This window comes from Pseudomonas sp. p21, assembly GCF_001642705.1.
Lineage (GTDB): Bacteria > Pseudomonadota > Gammaproteobacteria > Pseudomonadales > Pseudomonadaceae > Aquipseudomonas.
Window position 1 is genome coordinate 292,271 of the sequence record NZ_LWBV01000002.1, and the last position, 18,396, is coordinate 310,666.

Annotated in this window: 14 protein-coding genes; 7 read left to right on the top strand and 7 right to left on the bottom strand. The window is 64.1% G+C overall.

Features of this window, described 5'->3' with window-relative positions; all coding sequences use genetic code 11:
• Nucleotides 1–52: 52 nt before the first annotated feature.
• The gene (locus A4C63_RS06325) at nt 53–316 is read right to left on the bottom strand and encodes a DUF3077 domain-containing protein (protein ID WP_019473937.1); all 264 of its coding nucleotides are present in this window, start codon (nt 314–316) and stop codon (nt 53–55) included.
• Nucleotides 317–1,277: 961 nt separating this feature from the next.
• Here A4C63_RS06325 and A4C63_RS06330 point away from each other — a divergent pair.
• From A4C63_RS06330 to yccS, 7 genes are all read left to right on the top strand, one after another.
• Complete coding sequence (locus A4C63_RS06330; RefSeq protein ID WP_063911966.1) at nt 1,278–3,080, top strand: acyl-CoA dehydrogenase; 1,803 nt, start codon at nt 1,278–1,280, stop codon at nt 3,078–3,080.
• A 31-nt stretch (nt 3,081–3,111) separates the two neighbouring features.
• Nucleotides 3,112–4,554, top strand: coding sequence for a TldD/PmbA family protein (locus A4C63_RS06335; protein WP_063911967.1), 1,443 nt, complete (start codon nt 3,112–3,114; stop codon nt 4,552–4,554).
• Nucleotides 4,554–5,873 carry a TldD/PmbA family protein gene (locus A4C63_RS06340; protein ID WP_063911968.1) on the top strand — a complete coding sequence of 440 codons (1,320 nt, stop codon included), beginning with the start codon at nt 4,554–4,556 and terminating at the stop codon, nt 5,871–5,873. The genes A4C63_RS06335 and A4C63_RS06340 overlap by 1 nt, the downstream gene beginning before the upstream one ends.
• A gap of 127 nt (nt 5,874–6,000) precedes the next feature.
• The gene (mdtD, locus tag A4C63_RS06345; protein WP_063911969.1) at nt 6,001–7,428 is read left to right on the top strand and encodes a multidrug transporter subunit MdtD; all 1,428 of its coding nucleotides are present in this window, start codon (nt 6,001–6,003) and stop codon (nt 7,426–7,428) included.
• Nucleotides 7,429–7,540: 112 nt separating this feature from the next.
• Nucleotides 7,541–8,878, top strand: a complete 1,338-nt coding sequence (gene dbpA, locus A4C63_RS06350) for an ATP-dependent RNA helicase DbpA (protein ID WP_233687397.1) — start codon at nt 7,541–7,543, stop codon at nt 8,876–8,878.
• Nucleotides 8,879–9,000: 122 nt separating this feature from the next.
• Nucleotides 9,001–10,182 (top strand): NAD(P)/FAD-dependent oxidoreductase, encoded by a 1,182-nt coding sequence (locus tag A4C63_RS06355; RefSeq protein WP_063911970.1) that lies wholly within the window; start codon nt 9,001–9,003, stop codon nt 10,180–10,182.
• Nucleotides 10,183–10,265: 83 nt separating this feature from the next.
• Nucleotides 10,266–12,449: a YccS family putative transporter gene (gene yccS / locus A4C63_RS06360; protein WP_063911971.1), complete on the top strand. Its 2,184-nt coding sequence runs from the start codon at nt 10,266–10,268 to the stop codon at nt 12,447–12,449.
• A 131-nt stretch (nt 12,450–12,580) separates the two neighbouring features.
• Here yccS and A4C63_RS06365 read toward each other — a convergent pair whose 3' ends face one another.
• The 6 genes from A4C63_RS06365 to A4C63_RS06390 all read right to left on the bottom strand — a co-directional run bounded on the left by A4C63_RS06365 (nt 12,581) and on the right by A4C63_RS06390 (nt 18,238).
• Nucleotides 12,581–13,318: an ABC transporter substrate-binding protein gene (locus A4C63_RS06365; RefSeq protein WP_063911972.1), complete on the bottom strand. Its 738-nt coding sequence runs from the start codon at nt 13,316–13,318 to the stop codon at nt 12,581–12,583.
• 119 nt (nt 13,319–13,437) lie between these two features.
• On the bottom strand, nt 13,438–13,734 hold the full coding sequence (locus tag A4C63_RS06370) for a helix-turn-helix domain-containing protein (RefSeq protein ID WP_063911973.1): 297 nt from the start codon (nt 13,732–13,734) through the stop codon (nt 13,438–13,440).
• Between the two features lie 12 nt (nt 13,735–13,746).
• Entirely contained in the window at nt 13,747–14,247 is a 501-nt protein-coding gene (locus tag A4C63_RS06375; protein WP_063911974.1) for a M48 family metallopeptidase, read from the bottom strand.
• A gap of 39 nt (nt 14,248–14,286) precedes the next feature.
• Complete coding sequence (locus A4C63_RS06380; protein ID WP_063911975.1) at nt 14,287–16,419, bottom strand: bifunctional diguanylate cyclase/phosphodiesterase; 2,133 nt, start codon at nt 16,417–16,419, stop codon at nt 14,287–14,289.
• 324 nt (nt 16,420–16,743) lie between these two features.
• Entirely contained in the window at nt 16,744–17,808 is a 1,065-nt protein-coding gene (gene fba, locus A4C63_RS06385) for a class II fructose-bisphosphate aldolase (RefSeq protein ID WP_016712383.1), read from the bottom strand.
• A 100-nt stretch (nt 17,809–17,908) separates the two neighbouring features.
• Nucleotides 17,909–18,238, bottom strand: coding sequence for an MliC family protein (locus tag A4C63_RS06390; RefSeq protein ID WP_063911976.1), 330 nt, complete (start codon nt 18,236–18,238; stop codon nt 17,909–17,911).
• Nucleotides 18,239–18,396: the final 158 nt, after the last annotated feature.

The window sequence follows — 18,396 nt, forward strand, 5'->3', positions numbered from 1 at the left end:
AAATTGCTGCGGCGAACACCTGGAAGCCTTCACGCCATCTAAAGCCAAGCCCTCACTGCTTCATCCCCAACTCAGCATCATCCATCAGCGCCTTGGCCATCGCACTCAGGTAATGGGCAGCCCAGATCATCATCGGTTTCTCATCCATCAGCCCGGTGATGGTCAATTCGCGGACATAACCCATCAACTCCGAAGACTGCTCGCGGGCGTCCCTGCACGGGATGCCAGGCTCGATGCGGAAAAGCGGGTGTGTGCCATTCTCGCCCTGGTAGAAGGTAGTCTTGCCGACGGTGAATTGGGTGTCTTCTGTTGTCATTGTTCAATCCCCTGATAATTCTCGACTGCCTGGGCCGGCCCTTTCGCGGGTAAACCCGCTCCCACAGGATCACCACAGGCTTCAAGACTTGCACCGTACCTGTGGGAGCGGGCATGCCCGCGAAAGGGCCGGCCCAGGCGACACATCAATAAGCCTCAGTGCGAAGTCCGTGGCCTGGATGAGGGCGTCTCGAGTGAATGGGCGTTCAGGGGTGGATCGGGGACAATATTCAGCATTGGTATTTTTCTCGGTTTGGGCCACCACCATCTGCTGTCAAACAAGAGGGTGGCAGCTGTGCATGGGTTGACAGACCGGTAGAAAAATCCAAAAAACCCGGCGCACACGAGGTGCCCCATACACAGCCGCCATAAAGGCGAAAGCCATGAGAATTTTCTGGTCGGCCTGTCAAAGCCGGTCACTGATTTGGCAGCGACCACCCGAGACTAGGGCCCGATCCAGAGCACTGCAATGGCTAGGAGGGGGTTGGGAGTATGTTTGGGAAATGGACTACATGGAATAGGCGAAAACCTAAAAAGCAGCCGAGATGCTGACCGGAATGCGGTGGGGCTCGCAGGTGTTCGCCACGACAGTTGCAGCGCCTGGGAGATCGAGCGCCGCCCGCGCGGCGCATCGCGAGCAAGCTCGCTCCTACATTTGTTTCGGGCCAGTTAATCCTGAAGCAGAGGCGCGCGGCCCTTTGGCGTCCACCTCGATATCGTGCGGAACAAACAAGGCGGTCGCGCGTGCTGGTGCAGGCGTTACTGGCCTGAAACAAATGTAGGAGCGAGCTTGCTCGCGATGCGCCGCGCGGGCGGCGCTCGATCTCAAAGGCGCCAAAAGACTGAAGGCGAGAGCCTGAATGCCCAACCCACTTCTAAACCCACATCACCCAAACCTATTAACCTCCCCCACCTAACTCTATCCGCCTAGACTCGCAGCATCCCGCCTCAGGACCGCGACCATGCCCGAGACCCTGCTCAGCCCCCGCAACCTAGCCTTCGAGCTCTACGAAGTCCTGGACGCCGAAGCCCTCACCCAGCGCCCACGCTTCGCCGAGCACAACCGCGAAACCTTCGATGCGGCGCTATCAACTGCCCGCACCATTGCCGAGAAGTTCTTCGCCCCGCACAACCGCAAGGCCGACGAAAACGAGCCGCGTTACGTCGACGGCCGTGCAGAGCTGATCCCCGAAGTAAAACCCGCCGTCGACGCCTTTCTCGAAGCCGGCTTCCTCAACGCCAACCGTGACTTCGAGGTCGGTGGCATGCAGCTGCCGAGCCTGGTCTCACAGGCTTGCTTCGCCCACTTCCAGGCCGCGAACGCCGGCACCACGGCCTACCCGTTCCTGACCATGGGCGCGGCCAACCTGATCGAGAGTTTCGGCAGCGAAGAACAGAAGCGTCTGTTCCTGCAACCAATGATCGAGGGCCGCTACTTCGGCACCATGGCCCTGACCGAACCCCATGCCGGCTCGTCACTGGCCGATATCCGCACCCGCGCCGAACCCGCCAGCGACGGCAGCTACCGACTCAAGGGCAACAAGATCTTCATCTCCGGCGGCGACCACGAGCTGTCGGAAAACATCGTGCACATGGTGCTGGCCAAGCTGCCGGACGCACCACCCGGGGTGAAGGGCATTTCGCTGTTCATCGTGCCGAAGTACCTGGTCAACCCGGACGGCAGCCGTGGCCCGCGCAACGATGTGCTGCTGGCCGGACTGTTCCACAAGATGGGCTGGCGCGGCACCACCTCCACCGCGCTGAACTTCGGCGACAACGGCCAGTGCGTCGGCTACCTGGTCGGCCAACCGCACCAAGGCCTGGCCTGCATGTTCCAGATGATGAACGAAGCACGCATCGGTGTCGGCATGGGCGCGGTGATGCTCGGCTACGCCGGCTACCTGTATTCGCTGGAATACGCCCGCCAGCGCCCGCAGGGCCGGTTGCCGGACAACAAGGACCCGCACAGCCCGGCAGTGCCGATCATCGAACACACCGATGTGAAACGCATGCTGCTGGCACAGAAGGCCTACGTGGAAGGCGCCTTCGACCTGGGCCTGTATGCCGCGCGCCTGTTCGACGACACCCAGACCGCCAGCGACGACAGCGCCCGCAAGCAGGCGCAGGAGCTGCTCGACCTGCTGACCCCGATCGTCAAGTCCTGGCCCTCGGCCTTCTGCCTCAAGGCCAACGAACTGGCGATCCAGATCCTCGGCGGCCACGGCTACACCCGCGAATACCCGGTGGAGCAGTACTACCGCGACAACCGCCTGAACCCGATCCACGAGGGTACCGAGGGCATCCAGTCGCTCGACCTGCTCGGCCGCAAACTGGCGCAGAACAATGGTGCCGGCCTCAAACAGCTGATCCGCCTGATCGCCGCCACCGGCGAGCGCGCCAGCCACCACCCGAACCTCGACCCGCTGCGCCAGCCGCTGGAGCAACTGGTCAACCGCCTGCAAGGTGTGACCCTGGCCCTGCTTGGCGACCTGGCCCAAGGCAAGGTTGCCGGTACCCTGGCCAACTCCGCCCTGTACCTCAAGGCCTTCGGCCACTGCGTGATCGGCTGGCGCTGGCTGGAGCAGGCGATTCATGCCGAGCTTGGCCTGCTCAAGGGCAACCCCGCCGACCGCGACTTCTACCGCGGCAAGCTACAGGCCGCACGTTATTTCCTGACCTGGGAAGTACCGGGCTGCCATAATGAGCTGGCATTGCTCGAGGCGCGCGACGATACCTGCCTCGCCATGCAAGACGGGTGGTTCTAGGGGGAGCCACCGTGTACACGGAGGCTTCCGAATGTTCGATTCCAGCGCCCTGCTGCGCCAGCGCTTCGCTGCGCTGCGCAGTACGGCCGAGTTGTTTTCCCTGCGCCATGTGAAACAGTCGCACCAGGCGCTGTCGGTGCGCCGCAATGTCGCCGAACCGCCGCTGTTCAGCCAGGACGAAGGCGCCATGCTCACCGTGCGGGTCAATGGCGTGGAGGCCTACGCGGCCACCGCCGACCTGTCCCAGTCCGGCCTGCAGCGCGCGCTGGAGCAAGCCGAGGCGCTGGCCCGGCAGATCGCCCGGCACAGCCTGCTGGACCTGCGCGAGCAACCGGTGACCAGCGCACGCCACGACCACATTTCGCCCAACTTCGACCAGCCCGTACCTACCCTCGCCGATTGCCTCGGCCTGCTCGCTGCCGAATCGGCCAGCGTGCCCAAGGACAGCCGCCTGGTGGACTGGCAGGCCAGCCTGGGCCTGAGCCTGGTCGAGCAGACCTACCTGAACTCGGCCGGCGCCGAGTTGCGCCACGCCCAGCGCTTCCTGTTCCCAGGCCTGGGCGTGACCGCCAGCGACGGCCAGGACAGCCAGAGCCGCAGCCTGGGCCGCGACAACTTCGGCCAGCAGGGCGGCTTCGAGATCATCGAGCGCTGCGGCCTGGTCGGCGCGGCCCGCCGGGTGGCCGACGAAGCGCTACAGCTGCTGCTGGCACCGAACACCCCCAGCGGCCCGCGCGACCTGCTGTTGATGCCGGACCAGATGATGCTGCAGATCCACGAATCCATCGGCCACCCGCTGGAGATGGACCGCATCCTCGGCGACGAGCGCAACTACGCTGGCACCAGCTTCGTCAAAGCCAGCGACTTCGGCCACCTGCAATACGGCTCCAGCCTGCTGAACGTGACCTTCGACCCGACCATCGGCGAAGAGCTGGCCAGCTACAGCCATGACGACGACGGCACCCCGGCCAGCAAGCAGTTCCTGATCCGAAACGGCCTGCTGCTACGCCCGCTGGGTGGCGCGCTGTCGCAGTTCCGCTCCGGCCTGGGTGGCGTGGCCAACAGCCGCGCCTGCGGCTGGAACCGTGCGCCGATCGACCGCATGGCCAACCTCAACATCGAGCCGGGCGACCAGAGCCTGGATCAACTGGTGAAGGGCATCGAACACGGCATCCTGATGCGCACCAACCGCTCCTGGTCCATCGACGATGCACGCAACAAGTTCCAGTTCGGCTGCGAATGGGGCCAGCTGATTGAAAACGGCGAGCTCAAGGGCATCGTCAAGAACCCCAACTACCGCGGTATCTCCGCGCAGTTCTGGCGCAACCTGGCGGCAGTCGGCGACCGCAGTACCTTCCAGGTGCTGGGCACGCCCAACTGCGGCAAGGGCGAACCCAACCAGGTGGTGCGGGTGGGGCATGCCTCGCCGGCCTGCGTGTTCCGCCAGATCGACGTATTCGGAGGAGATGCCTGATGAAACACACTTTCGAAGCCTTGGTCGGGGATGTGCACAAAGCCCTGCAAGCGGGCGAACAGTTCACCCTTGGCTACAGCGCCGAACAGTCGCAATTCGTGCGTTTCAACCACGCCAAGGTGCGCCAGGCTGGCGAAGTGAGCCAGGCCAGTGCGCAGCTACGGCTGATCCGCGATGGCCGTCAGGCAGAGCAACAGCTGACCTTGAGTGGTGACGCGCAACTGGATAGCCGGCGCCTGATCGCGGCCCTGGAGCAACTGCGCCAGACCTTGCCACTGCTGGCTGTCGACCCCTACCTGCGCCTGGACGAAAGTGCCTGGCACAGCCAAAGCCAGCAGGCGCAGCCGCTGCCCGAACTGAGCGAAGTACTGGCCCTGCTCGACCGCGAGGCCGGCGACCTCGACTTGGTCGGCATCTATGCCGCCGGCCCCATCTGCCGGGGCTTCGCCAGCTCGTTCGGGGCCTTCGGCTGGCACCAGGCCAACAGCTTCAACTTCGACTGGAGCCTGTTCCACGAAAACGGCGAGGCGGTGAAGGCCAACTACGCCGGGCAGGTGTGGAGCGCCGACGACTTCACCGCACGCCTGCGCCAGGCGCGGGAGCAACTGGGCTTCCTTGGCCGCCCGGCAGTCACGCTAAAACCTGGCAGTTACCGCGCCTATCTGGCCCCGGCGGCCATGGACGAAATAGCCGGCATGCTGTGCTGGGGCGGTTTTTCCGCACAGGCCTTGGCCACCGGCAACAGCGCCCTGCAGCGCCTGTACAACGGCGATGCGCGGCTGAGCCCGCTGGTGAGTTTCACCGAGCAGGTCAGCGGCTCGCTGAGCCCGGCGTTTTCCGATGAAGGCTCGCCGCGCCTGGATGTGCCGTTGATCCAGCATGGCACGGCCCTGCAGCGTCTGATCAGTGCGCGCAGTGCGGCCGAGTTCGAGTTGCTGGCCAATGGTGCCGACAGCTACGAGTCCCCGTGTGCGCTCAGCCTGGCAGCAGGCAGCCTGCCCAGTGACCAGGTCCTGGAGCGGCTCGGCACCGGGCTGTACATCAGTAACCTGTGGTACCTGAACTATTCCGACCTGCCGGCTGCACGCATGACCGGGCTGACGCGCTTTGCCACATTCTGGGTGGAGAACGGGCAGATCCAGGGGCCGGTGAGGACGATGCGCTTCGATGACAGCCTTTACAGCTTGTTGGGTAGCCAGCTGGAAGACCTGACCCAGGAGCGCGAGATGATTCTGTCGACCAGTACTTATGGACAGCGCAGTACCGGGTCGAGTCATTTGCCAGGTGCACTGGTCAAAGGCCTGACTCTGACATTGTGACTGGACCTGCCGGCCCTTTCGCGGCTAAAGCCGCTCCCACAGGAACTCCACTGCCCTTGAATGTAGTGATATCCCTGTGGGAGCGGGTTCACCCGCGAAGAGGCCGGCACTGACAAACGAGGAAGTCATGCCCGAACGCGCTCCGCTGGACCCTGTCACCGCCCGCTGGATCCCTTGGGTGGTGGCCATCGCCTTCTTCATGCAGTCTCTGGACGGCACCATTCTCAACACCGCACTGCCGGCCATGGCCCGCTCGCTGGCCGAAGACCCGCTGCGCATGCAGGGCGTGATCATCGCCTACATGCTCACTGTGGCCCTGTTGATCCCCGCTTCGGGCTGGATCGCCGACCGCTTCGGCACCAAGCGCATCTTCTTCAGCGCCATCTTGCTGTTCAGCTTCGGCTCGCTGCTGTGCGCCGCCGCCAACAGCCTCGGCTTCCTGATCTTCGCCCGCGTCGTGCAGGGGCTGGGCGGTGCGCTGATGCTGCCGGTCGGGCGGCTGGTGGTACTGCGTGCCTACCCGCGCACCGAGCTGGTGCGCATCATGAGCTTCATCACCATCCCCGGCCTGCTTGGGCCACTGCTGGGCCCAACGGTTGGCGGCTGGCTGGTGGAAATTCTGAGTTGGCACTGGATCTTCCTGCTCAACCTGCCGGTTGGCCTGGTCGGCTGCTACGCCGTGTGGAAGTTCATCCCCGACCTGCGCGGCGCCGAGCGCACCACGTTCGACGGCCCCGGGTTCCTGCTGTTTGGCGCCGCGATGGTATTGATCACCATCGCCATGGAAGGCCTTGGCGAACTGCACCTGCCGCACCTGCGGGTGATGTTGCTGCTGTTCGCCGGCATGGCATGCCTGGCGGCCTACTGGCTGCGTGCCGGGCGCGACCCGGAGCCGCTGTTCTCGCCCAGCCTGTTCCGGGTACGCACCTTTGCCATCGGTATCCTCGGCAACCTGTTCGCCCGCCTGGGCAGCGGCGCCCTGCCGTTCCTGGTGCCGTTGCTGCTGCAGGTGGCGCTGGGCTACTCGCCGGCACAGGCCGGCATGAGCATGATCCCGCTGGCGGCGGCGGCGATGCTGGCCAAGTCCATTGCCCGGCCGCTGATCGAAAGGTTCGGCTACCGCATCATCCTCACCGGCAATACCTTGCTGCTGGGCGTGCTGCTGGCCAGCCTGGGGCTGGTGGACGAGCAGACACCCTATTGGCTGCTGCTGGTGCAACTCGGTCTTCTGGGCGCGGTGAACTCCATGCAGTTCACCGCGATGAACACCGTTACGCTCATCGACCTCGACGACGCCAGTGCCAGCAGCGGCAACAGCCTGCTGTCGGTAGTCGCGCAGTTGGCCCTGAGCCTGGGTGTGGCCTGTGCCGGCGCATTGCTAGGCGGCTTTACCGCAGCCGGCAGCGCCGAGGGTGTGGAAACCACCTTGGGCGCGTTCCAGCTGACCTTCGTCACCATCGGCGTAATGGCCATGCTGGCAGCGGCGATCTTCCTGCAACTGGCGCCGACGGACGGAAGGCGTGCCCGTCGTCCGGAACAACACATGGAGTCGTAGGGCGAATGGCCACGAGGCTGGTAGACTGTGCGGCATTTTTCGCTTCGCACCGCAGGCCCGCCTCGTGACCACCGAATCCACCGCCTTTGCCACCTTGCCGCTGTCCACTGCCATGCTGGCCAACCTGGACGCCCTCGGCTATGCCTCGATGACGCCGATCCAGGCCCAGAGCCTGCCGGTCATCCTCAAGGGCCAGGACCTGATCGCCCAGGCCAAGACCGGCAGCGGCAAGACCGCCGCCTTCGGCATCGGCCTGCTCAACCCGATCAACCCACGCTACTTCGGCTGCCAGGCGCTGGTGCTGTGCCCCACCCGCGAGCTCGCCGACCAGGTGGCCAAGGAGCTGCGCCGCCTGGCCCGCGCCGAGGACAACATCAAGATCCTGACCCTGTGCGGCGGCGTTTCGCTGGGCCCGCAGATCGCTTCGCTGGAGCACGGCGCACACATCATCGTCGGCACCCCGGGGCGCATCCAGCAGCACCTGGACAAGGGCACCCTGGTGCTCGACGGGTTGAACACCCTGGTGCTGGACGAAGCCGACCGCATGCTCGACATGGGCTTCTTCGATGCCATCGCCAGCATCATCGGCAAGACCCCGTCGCGGCGCCAGACCCTGCTGTTCTCGGCCACCTACCCCGCCGGCATAAAGCAACTGGCCGCTGATTTCATGCGCAACCCGCAGCAGGTCAAGGTCGAGAGCCTACACGCCGACAACCAGATCGAGCAGCGCTTCATCGAGATCGACCCGCAACAACGCCTTGAGGCCGTCACCCGCGTGCTCGGCCACTACCGCCCGCAATCCTGCGTGGCATTCTGCTTCACCAAGCAGCAGTGCGAGGATGTGGTCGCCCACCTGACCGCCAAGGGCATCGTTGCCCAGGCCCTGCACGGCGACCTGGAGCAGCGTGACCGCGACCAGGTGCTGACCATGTTCGCCAACCGCAGCAGCTCGGTGCTGGTAGCTACCGACGTGGCCGCGCGTGGTCTGGACATCGATGGCCTGGACATGGTCATCAACGTCGAACTGGCGCGTGATGCGGAAATCCATGTGCACCGTGTGGGCCGTACTGGCCGTGCCGGCGAGAAAGGTATTGCGGTCAGCCTGGTGGCTCCAGCCGAGGGCCACCGCGCCCAGGCCATCGAAGACCTGCAGAAGAGCCCGCTGCGTTGGGACCAGCTGGACAGCCTGAAGCACAAGGGCGGTGAGCCGCTGCTACCACTGATGAGCACCCTGTGCATCGCCGCCGGGCGCAAGGACAAGCTGCGCCCGGGCGATATCCTCGGGGCGCTGACCGGTGATGCCGGGATCCCGGGCAAGCAGGTGGGCAAGATCGCGATCTTCGATTTCCAGGCCTTCGTGGCCGTGGAGCGGCCGCTGGCCAAACAGGCCATGCAGCGCTTGAACAGCGGCAAGATCAAGGGGCGATCCCTGAAAGTCCGCATTATCTAAAGCCAGGCAAGGTCCCTGTGGGAGCGGGTTTACCCGCGAATGCGATGGTGGGCTCACTGCCGCCTTCGCGGGTGAACCCGCTCCCACAGGGTTCTGTGTTTCTTTCTCATAAGGTTTACACCGTGCACTCCACCGACGTGATCATCCTCGGCGCTGGCGCCGCCGGCCTGATGTGCGCCCAGCTCAGCGCCCGCCGTGGCCGCCGGGTACTGGTGCTCGACCATGCCAACAAACCGGGCAAGAAGATCCTCATGTCCGGCGGCGGCCGCTGCAACTTCACCAACATGTATACCGAGCCGGGCAACTTCCTCTCGCAGAACGCACACTTCTGCAAGTCGGCCCTGGCCCGCTACACCCAGTGGGACTTCATCGAGCTGGTGTGCAAACACGGCGTGGCCTACCACGAGAAGAAGCTCGGCCAGCTGTTCTGCGACAACAAGGCCAGCGACATCCTCGACATGCTGCTGGCCGAATGCGACGAGGCCGGTGCCGAGATCCGCATGCACACCAGCATCGAACAGATCGAAAAGACCGAAAGCGGCTACCTGCTGCAGACCAGCGGCGGCCAGTTCGCCTGCCAGTCGCTGGTGATCGCCACCGGCGGCCTGTCGATCCCGACCCTGGGCGCCACCGGCTTCGGCTACCAGGTGGCCCGCCAGTTCGGCCACACCTTGCTGCCGACCCGCGCCGGGCTGGTGCCCTTCACCATCACCGAGCCCCAACTCAAGGCACTGTGCACCGAGTTGTCCGGCACCTCGCTGGATTGCACCGCAAGCTGTAACGGCACCAGCTTCCGCGAGAACCTGCTGTTCACCCACCGCGGCCTGAGCGGCCCGGCGATCTTGCAGATTTCGTCGTTCTGGGAAGCCGGTGACACGGTCGAGATCAACCTGCTGCCCGACCGCGATGCACTGACCTGGCTGCAACAGATGCAGGCCGAACGCGCCAACGCCGAACTGAAGACCGTGCTGGGCGAGGTGTTTACCCGCAAGCTGGCCAACCTGCTGGCCGATCAGTGGTTCGAGTCCCGGCCCATGAAGCAGTACACCCCGGCGGAACTGGCACAGATCGCCGAGAAGCTGGCGAACTGGCAAGTGGTACCAGCCGGCACCGAGGGCTACCGTACCGCCGAAGTGACCTTGGGCGGCGTGGACACCCGCGAGGTGTCGTCCAAGACCATGGAATCGCTGAAGAGCCCCGGCTTGTACTTCATCGGTGAAGTGCTGGATGTGACCGGCCACCTGGGGGGGTTCAATTTCCAGTGGGCCTGGGCATCCGCCAACGCCGCAGCGCAGTTCGTGTAGAGTAGAATCCATTCAGCAGCACGGAACGCTTCTTGCTGGCCGTGCTGCAATGCATTCATTCGCTCACTGCCTAGCAGGCCATCATGTCATCGAGCTCGTTCCGTCAGTCACTGCGTCGCCTGTGGGGCCAAGACAAGTTCAGCTACAGCATCCGGGTGACCATCGCCCTCACCGGCAGCCTGGCCCTGTGCTGGTACCAGAACGAGATGGCCCTGCTGATTCCGCTGTTCCTCGGCATCATCGCCAGCGCCCTCGCCGAAACCGACGACAGCTGGCAGGGCCGCCTCAGCGCCCTGGCCGTTACCCTGGTGTGTTTTGCCATCGCCGCGCTGGCGGTCGAGTTGCTGTTCCCCTACCCCTGGATCTTCGTCATTGCCCTGGCCTTGGCTGCCTTCGGCCTGACCATGCTCGGTGCCCTGGGCGAGCGCTATGGCGCCATCGCTTCGGCGACCTTGATCACGGCGGTATACACCATGATCGGCGTGGACCAGCGCGGCGGCCAGGTCACCGACTTCTGGCACGAACCGCTGCTGCTGGTGGCGGGTGCGGCCTGGTACGGGTTGTTGTCGGTGCTGTGGCAGGCGCTGTTTTCCAACCAGCCGGTGCAGCAGAGCCTGGCCAAGCTGTTCTTCGAGCTGGGCAGCTACCTCAAGCTCAAGGCCAGCCTGTTCGAACCCATCCGCACCCTTGACGTCGAAGCCCGGCGCCTGGAACTGGCCCAGCAGAACGGCAAGGTGGTGGCGGCGCTCAACGCGGCCAAGGAAATCATCCTGCACCGGGTGGGCAACAGTCAGCCGAACTCCAAGGTCAGCCGCTACCTCAAGCTGTACTTCCTGGCCCAGGACATCCATGAACGGGTCAGTGCTTCGCACTATCCCTACAACGCCCTGACCGAGGCTTTTTTCCACAGCGACGTGATGTTCCGCTGCCAGCGTCTGCTGCGTAAGCAAGGCTCATCCTGCCAGGAGCTGGCCCGCTCGATCCGCCTGCGTCAGCCGTTCGTGCTGGCCAGCGGTTATCCCGAAGCCCTCGAAGACCTCAACGCCTCGCTTGAGCACCTGCGCATCCAGAGCAACCCGGCCTGGCGCGGCCTGTTGCGCTCGCTGCGAGCGCTGGCCGCCAACCTGGCGACGCTGGACCGCCTGCTCAGCGCCGCCAGCAACCCGGACAGCCTGGCCGACGCCAGCGACAGTAGCCTGCTCGACCGCTCGCCACGCTCGCTGAAGGACGTGTGGACCCGCCTGCGCACTCAGCTGACACCGACCTCGCTGCTGTTCCGCCATGCCCTGCGCCTGCCGCTGGCGCTGTCGATCGGCTATGGCATGGTGCACCTGATCCACCCGACCCAGGGTTACTGGATCATCCTTACCACGCTGTTCGTGTGCCAGCCCAACTACGGTGCGACACGGCGCAAGCTGGTACAGCGAATCTTCGGCACCGCCGTCGGCCTGACAGTGGGCTGGGCGTTGTTCGACCTGTTCCCCAACCCGGTCATTCAGTCGCTGTTCGCCGTGGTCGCCGGGGTGGTGTTCTTCGTCAACCGCACCACCCGCTACACCTTGGCCACGGCCGCGATCACCCTGATGGTGCTGTTCTGCTTCAACCAGATCGGCGATGGCTATGGGCTGTTCCTGCCGCGCCTGTTCGATACCCTGGTCGGCAGCCTGATCGCCATCCTCGCGGTGTTCCTGTTCCTCCCCGACTGGCAGGGGCGGCGGCTGAACAAGGCGCTGGCCAATACCCTGGCCTGCGCCAGCGTGTACCTGCGGCAGATCATGCAGCAGTATGCCCACGGCAAGCGCGATGACCTGGCCTACCGCCTGGCCCGGCGCAACGCCCACAACGCCGACGCAGCGCTGTCCACCACCCTGGCCAACATGCTGATGGAGCCGGGGCATTTCCGTAAGGAGGCCGACGTTGGCTTCCGCTTCCTGGTGCTGTCGCACACCTTGCTCAGCTACCTCTCGGGGTTGGGCGCACACCGCGACACGGCTTTGCCAGCGGAGGTGCAGGAGCAGTTGATCGAAGGCGCCGGGCAAAGCCTGGCCCGCAGCCTGGACGAGATTGCCAATGGCCTGGCGGCGCGGCTGCCGGTGGCGATTCACAGTGATGCCGAAGAGGCGCTGGCCAATGCCCTGGAGCAGATGCCGGAGGAGCTGGACGAGCATCAGCGGTTGGTGCAGACGCAGTTGGCGTTGATCTGCCGACAGTTGGGGCCGTTGCGGACCTTGGCTGCACACCTGATCAAGGAAGGTGCGCCGGCCTGAGTTGTACTATCGCCTGTGCCGGCCTCTTCGCGGGTAAACCCGCTCCCACAGGTATCTCACAGGACTTGAGGCTTGTGGTGTTCCTGTGGGAGCGGGTTCACCCGCGAAGAGGCCGGCACAGGCAGTAGAAATCAGAAGCCATACTGGCGCAGCAACCGCGCAAAACTGCCATCCACCTTCATCGCCGCAATCGCCTGCTCGAACCGCTCGACGATCCGCTCATGCTCCGGGTGCTTCAGGCTGACCAGGATATGCAAGGTGTTCTCTCCCAGCGGCGGCTCAACCAGCATCACCCCGTCGCGTACCTCCGGCAGCTCGCGTTGCAAGTTGTAACGGGCCACGTATTCGTCTTCCACTGCCAGGTTCACCCGCCCTGCCGCCAGCATGCGTACCGCAGAGGAAAAGTTGCGCACCGGCACCTTGTGCAGGCGGGTGTCGCGGTCGAACTCGGGGGAATAGGCGTAATCCCGCACCACGGCGATGCTGTAGGGATACAAGTCCGACAGGCTCTTGTAGCGGAACGCCTCGCCCTTGCGCTGCAGCAAGCGAATGCGGTTAGTCAGGTAGCCGGTGGAAAACTGCCCGATGCGGGCGCGCGAGTCGTTGTACCAGGCGTTGATCAGCACGTCATAGCGCCCTTCACTCACCCCCAGCAACGCCCGCGCCCAAGGCACTTCTTCGAACCCGCTGGCGTAGCCTGCCCTGGCCAGCGCCGTGGTGACGATGCTGGTCGCCAGGCCGCCGCCCGGCATGCTGGCATCGGTAAACGGCGGCCAGCTGTCCGCCACCAAACGCAACTTGTCCTGAGCCAGAACAGGTGTTGCCAGCATCAATGCCAGAAATCCCAGAACACAAAGCAGTTGCCGCATGCTCACGTCCTTTCGCAATGGAGGGGCACACACTGCCGATGAGATTACACAAAGCCATTGCCGAGGGCAGCGGCCAATAGTGTCATTTTGCCTCTATTTTGGCCGCGATCGTAAATTGCTCAGGGATACCCCAGCACTTCGCGAATCTGCCGCAGGTGCTGGATGATCCACTGCTTGTCGATCGCCCCCCAGTCATGAATGCGGTAATGCCCGGCGTGGTTGCGCGCGCCTTCCTGCTGTTCGAACTCGCAGACGATATCCAGGTCGGCTAGCGCCGCAATGGTGTCCTGGGCAGTGCGCCGGGGCATGCCGGTGGCCCCCATCAGGGCCGGCACGCTGGTCGCGGTCTGGCTGTCGATCAGCCAGGCCACGTACAGGCGGCGGTAGAAGCTGCTCTTGGTCTTGCTCACTTCCATGCTGCGTGGTCCTTAACAGTTGCCCGGCAGCTCCCGATAGGTCAGGTAGACGCGCAGGTCGAATTCCAGTTGGTGATAGTCCGGCTCCATGTGCTGGCAGAGCTGGTAGAACGCCTTGTTGTGCTCGCGCTCGCGCAGGTGTGCCAGTTCGTGCACCACGATCATACGCAAGAACTGCGGCGCGGCCTCCTTGAACAGCGAGGCAATGCGGATTTCCTTCTTCGCTTTGAGCTTGCCGCCCTGCACCCTTGATACCGCCGTGTTCAGGCCCAGGGCCCGATGGGTCAGGTCGAGACGATTGTCGAACAGCACCTTGTCCAGGTTCGGCGCGCTGCGCAGGTATTGCTGACGCAAATCCTGGGCATAGCCGTACAACGCCTTGTCGCTTTGCACGTCATGGCGGTCAGGGTAGCGGCGCTGCAGGTACTCGCCCAGGCGGCCGCTGTCGATCATCTGCCGCACCTGCTGCTGCAGGTGCGGGGGGTAGGCTTGCAAGTAACGTAATACGGTCATGGCACTGCATTCGGTGTAACGAACGCCGATTCTAGCCAATCATGGCCCTGGCCAGGAGAAAATCGCCGGGAAGGCGCTGGCATCCGTCGCGGTCATCGGGTAAGCCACCAGGAAGCCCTGCACGTACTCACAGCCATTGGCCTTGAGCCAGGCAGCCTGGGCCGGGGTTTCCACGCCCTCGGCGATCACCGTGATACGGTAGTCGGCGCACAGGCTGATAACGCTGCGCACCAACGCGGCATCCACTGCCGAGTCGGGCAGGCGCGCCACCAGATGGCGGTCGAGCTTGAGGGTATCGATCGGCAGGTCGCGCAACATGCGCAACGAACAGTCGCCGGCACCAAAGTCATCCAGCGCCACCCGCACGCCCAGCTCGCGCAAACGGTGAATCTGTTTCACGGCCGCATCGATGTTGTACATCAGCGAGGTTTCCGCCACTTCCACTTCCAGCTGCGCCGGGTCCAGCTGGTAAAGCTGGATGACCCGATGCAGTTCGTCGGCCAGGCTGGGCATGGCGAACTGCGCGCGGCTCAGGCTGATACCCAGCACCAGGTCCGCCGGAAAACGCTGGTACCAGGCCTGGCGCTGGGCCGCGCCCTGGCGATAGATCCAGCTGGCCAGGCGGTTGATCAGGCGCGCCTCTTCCAGCAACGGGATGAACAGCCCCGGCGGTACGTCGCCAACACTGGGATGCTGCCAGCGCAACAAGGCCTCGAAGCCACGCAGGCGGCCATCGTTGAAGCCAACCTGCGGCTGATAAACCAGGGTGAAGTCTTGCTGCTCGACGGCCGCGCGTACGCTGTCTTCAAGCATCAGCCGCGAGCGCGCCCGGCCGTTGAGCTCCTGATCGTAGAAGCGATACTGCTGGCGCCCGGCCTGCTTGGCCGCGTACATCGCCGCATCGGCCGCACGCAGCAGGCCTTCGACATTGGCCCCGCAGTCCGGATAGGTGGCGATGCCGATGCTCACCCCAAGGCTCACATCCAGCCCCTCCACCTGGTGGCTGATGGAAATGCGTTCCAGCAGCCGCTCGGCATAGCGCCCGGCCTGCTCCGGGTAAGGCAGGCTGTCGAACAGCGCGGTGAACTCATCGCCGCCCATGCGCGCCAGCAGCGCTTCACTGCCCAGGCAATCCTTGAGCTGTTCGGCCACCCAGTGCAGCACCCGGTCACCCGCGTCGTGGCCGAGCGAGTCGTTGATGCGCTTGAAGCCATCCAGGTCCATGTACATCAGCGCCTGCGCCTTGTCCGAGCGCTCGTTGCGCAGCAACGCACCTTCGGCGGCCTGGTAGAAACCGCGGCGGTTGAGCAGGCCGGTGAGCGGGTCGGTGACAGCCTGGTATTCCAGCTGCTGGTGCAGGCTGCGCACCGCCGACATGTCCAGCACGGTGACCACCATGGCCTGCTGGTCGGCCGGCAACGGTGCGCAGGACAACGCCACCGGCACCAGCTCGCCGCCCAGGGTGCGCAGCTGGGCATCGTGCACGCGGAAGATGCGCCGCTCCAGATAGGCCTGGTAGAAGTCCGACTCGTTCCACAGGCTGGCACTGGTCAGTTGCACCAGGTCAAGCAGATGGGCGCCCTGCAACTGCTGCACCGGCGCTGACAACAAACGGGAAATGGCCGGGTTGGCAAAGCTGATGACGCCCTGGGCATCCACCACCAGAATGCCCTCGGCAGCGTTCTCCAGGATCGACGCATTGAACGCCCTGGCCGCTTCCAGCTCGCGGGTCAGGCGCTGCAGCATGCGGCGGTTGCGCTGCTGGTCGAGCAGGGCCTGGACCTTGGGCTTGAGGATTTGCGGGTCGAACGGTTTGAACATGTAGTCCACGGCGCCGCTGGCGTAGCCTTTGAGCACGGCCGCTTCGGACTGTTCGTTGGCGGTGAGGAAAATGATCGGGGTCAGCCGGGTGCGCTGGCTGCCGCGCATCAGCCGGGCGACTTCGAAGCCGTCCATCTCCGGCATCTGTACATCCAGCAGGACCAGGTCGACATCGTGTTCGAGCAACGCGCTCAGGGCTTCCATTCCTGAGTTTGCCGTCAATACTTGCCAATCCTGACGGGCCAGCAATGCCCGCATGCTGATCAGGTTTTCGGGGTAATCATCTACCACCAGAAGAACCGAGTTGCCATCCAGTGGCTGAGGGTGAGGGTGAGGGTGAGCGCCATCCATGCTGCTTCTCTATTATGTGACCGACTTCAAGGTACGCTTGGATCCACTTGTACTCTAGACCTGAGCGGGTAACACGCAATGCAATCAGAACGCTATCAATGCCTCAACTGTACGGTAGCCGACTAACGGTCAGTTTGCCGGGAAATATGTGCCGCCCTCTTCGCGGGCATGCCCGCTCCCACAGGTACTGCACGGACTGGAGGGTTTGCATGCTCAATGTGGGAGCGGGCGTGCCCGCGAAGAGGCCGACATCGATGCCAGGTTCTATCACCCGAAAATGAAAAAACCCGCATCGCTGCGGGCTTTTTCATTCATGCCAGAAGATCAGTTGACCTTGGCCGCCAGCTCACCTTTCAGGTAGCGCTGGTACATGCCTTCCAGGGAGATCGGCTTGATCTTCGAGGCATTGCCAGCGGTGCCGAAGGCTTCGTAACGGGCGATGCACACGTCACGCATGGCCTTGACGGTTTCACCGAAGAACTTGCGCGGGTCGAACTCGCTCGGGTTCTGCGCCATCAGGCGGCGCATGGCACCGGTGGAAGCCAGGCGCAGGTCGGTGTCGATGTTGACCTTGCGCACGCCGTACTTGATACCTTCGACGATTTCCTCGACCGGTACACCGTAGGTTTCCTTGATGTCGCCGCCGTACTGGTTGATGATCGCCAGCCACTCTTGCGGTACCGAGGACGAACCGTGCATCACCAGGTGAGTGTTGGGGATGCGCTTGTGGATTTCCTTGATGCGGTCGATGGCCAGCACGTCACCGGTTGGTGGCTTGGTGAACTTGTAGGCACCGTGGCTGGTACCGATGGCGATCGCCAGGGCGTCGACCTGGGTCTTCTTGACGAAGTCGGCGGCCTCTTCCGGGTCGGTCAGCATCTGGCTGTGGTCCAGCACGCCTTCAGCGCCGATACCGTCTTCTTCACCGGCCATGCCGGTTTCCAGCGAACCCAGGCAACCCAGCTCGCCTTCTACCGAAACGCCGCAGGCGTGGGCCATGGCAACGGTCTGCTGGGTAACGCGGACGTTGTACTCGTAGTCGGTCGGGGTCTTGCCGTCTTCACCCAGCGAGCCGTCCATCATCACCGAGCTGAAGCCCAGCTGGATCGAACGCTGGCAGACGTCAGGGCTGGTGCCGTGGTCCTGGTGCATGCACACCGGGATATGCGGGAATTCTTCGATGGCAGCCAGGATCAGGTGGCGCAGGAACGGGGCGCCAGCGTATTTGCGGGCACCGGCCGAAGCCTGCACGATCACCGGGGAGTCGGTCTTGTCGGCCGCTTCCATGATGGCGCGCATCTGCTCGAGGTTGTTGACGTTGAAAGCTGGTACGCCGTAACCGAACTCGGCGGCGTGGTCCAGCATCTGGCGCATGCTAATGAGTGCCATTGTGTATCTCTCTCCCGACAAGCGTCGTTTGTTTCGTGCAAGCCTGCCGCAGGGGCGGTTGCTGTTCAAGTAGTGTGGGCCACCCTCGCGGCCCGGCCAGTCACGGTGCCTTGCAGCCCCGCCCAATCAGATCGTTGGTTGCCACCCAGTACACCAGGCCTTCTTCGCCTTTGGTGTGAAAGGCCAGCATGCCATCGCTGTACAGCGCACCCGATGCCCCCGGCTCGGCCTTGAGCCGGTAGACCTGGTCGCCGCCACCAAGGCGCACATCGACCTGGTCGCGCTGCGCATCGGCGAAACGCCATAGCACTTCAGCCTGGGTGTCGCAGACCCAACGGGTCCAGTCGTCTGCCGGGGCGGGTTGCGCCGGCTGCAGCAGTGAGCATCCTGCCAGTGTCGCCAGGGCCGTCACGGCCAAAAGCGCTTTCATTCAGTTTCCTCGATTTGGGGCTGCTGTGCAGCCCATCGCGGGCTTGCCCGCTCCCACAGGTCAAGCGCTGTACCTGTAGGAGCGGGCAAGCCCGCGATGGGCCGCACAGCGGCCCCTTCTCAAGACCACAAATCAGCCTTCAGGTTGCCTATTACCCG

Coding starts and splice junctions, on each gene's coding strand:
- A4C63_RS06325 (WP_019473937.1), bottom strand. CDS start 316: ATGACAACAGAAGACACCCAATTCACCGTCGGCAAGACTACCTTCTAC.
- A4C63_RS06330 (WP_063911966.1), top strand. CDS start 1,278: ATGCCCGAGACCCTGCTCAGCCCCCGCAACCTAGCCTTCGAGCTCTAC.
- A4C63_RS06335 (WP_063911967.1), top strand. CDS start 3,112: ATGTTCGATTCCAGCGCCCTGCTGCGCCAGCGCTTCGCTGCGCTGCGC.
- A4C63_RS06340 (WP_063911968.1), top strand. CDS start 4,554: ATGAAACACACTTTCGAAGCCTTGGTCGGGGATGTGCACAAAGCCCTG.
- mdtD (WP_063911969.1), top strand. CDS start 6,001: ATGCCCGAACGCGCTCCGCTGGACCCTGTCACCGCCCGCTGGATCCCT.
- dbpA (WP_233687397.1), top strand. CDS start 7,541: ATGCTGGCCAACCTGGACGCCCTCGGCTATGCCTCGATGACGCCGATC.
- yccS (WP_063911971.1), top strand. CDS start 10,266: ATGTCATCGAGCTCGTTCCGTCAGTCACTGCGTCGCCTGTGGGGCCAA.
- A4C63_RS06365 (WP_063911972.1), bottom strand. CDS start 13,318: ATGCGGCAACTGCTTTGTGTTCTGGGATTTCTGGCATTGATGCTGGCA.
- A4C63_RS06370 (WP_063911973.1), bottom strand. CDS start 13,734: ATGGAAGTGAGCAAGACCAAGAGCAGCTTCTACCGCCGCCTGTACGTG.
- A4C63_RS06375 (WP_063911974.1), bottom strand. CDS start 14,247: ATGACCGTATTACGTTACTTGCAAGCCTACCCCCCGCACCTGCAGCAG.
- A4C63_RS06380 (WP_063911975.1), bottom strand. CDS start 16,419: ATGGATGGCGCTCACCCTCACCCTCACCCTCAGCCACTGGATGGCAAC.
- fba (WP_016712383.1), bottom strand. CDS start 17,808: ATGGCACTCATTAGCATGCGCCAGATGCTGGACCACGCCGCCGAGTTC.
- A4C63_RS06390 (WP_063911976.1), bottom strand. CDS start 18,238: ATGAAAGCGCTTTTGGCCGTGACGGCCCTGGCGACACTGGCAGGATGC.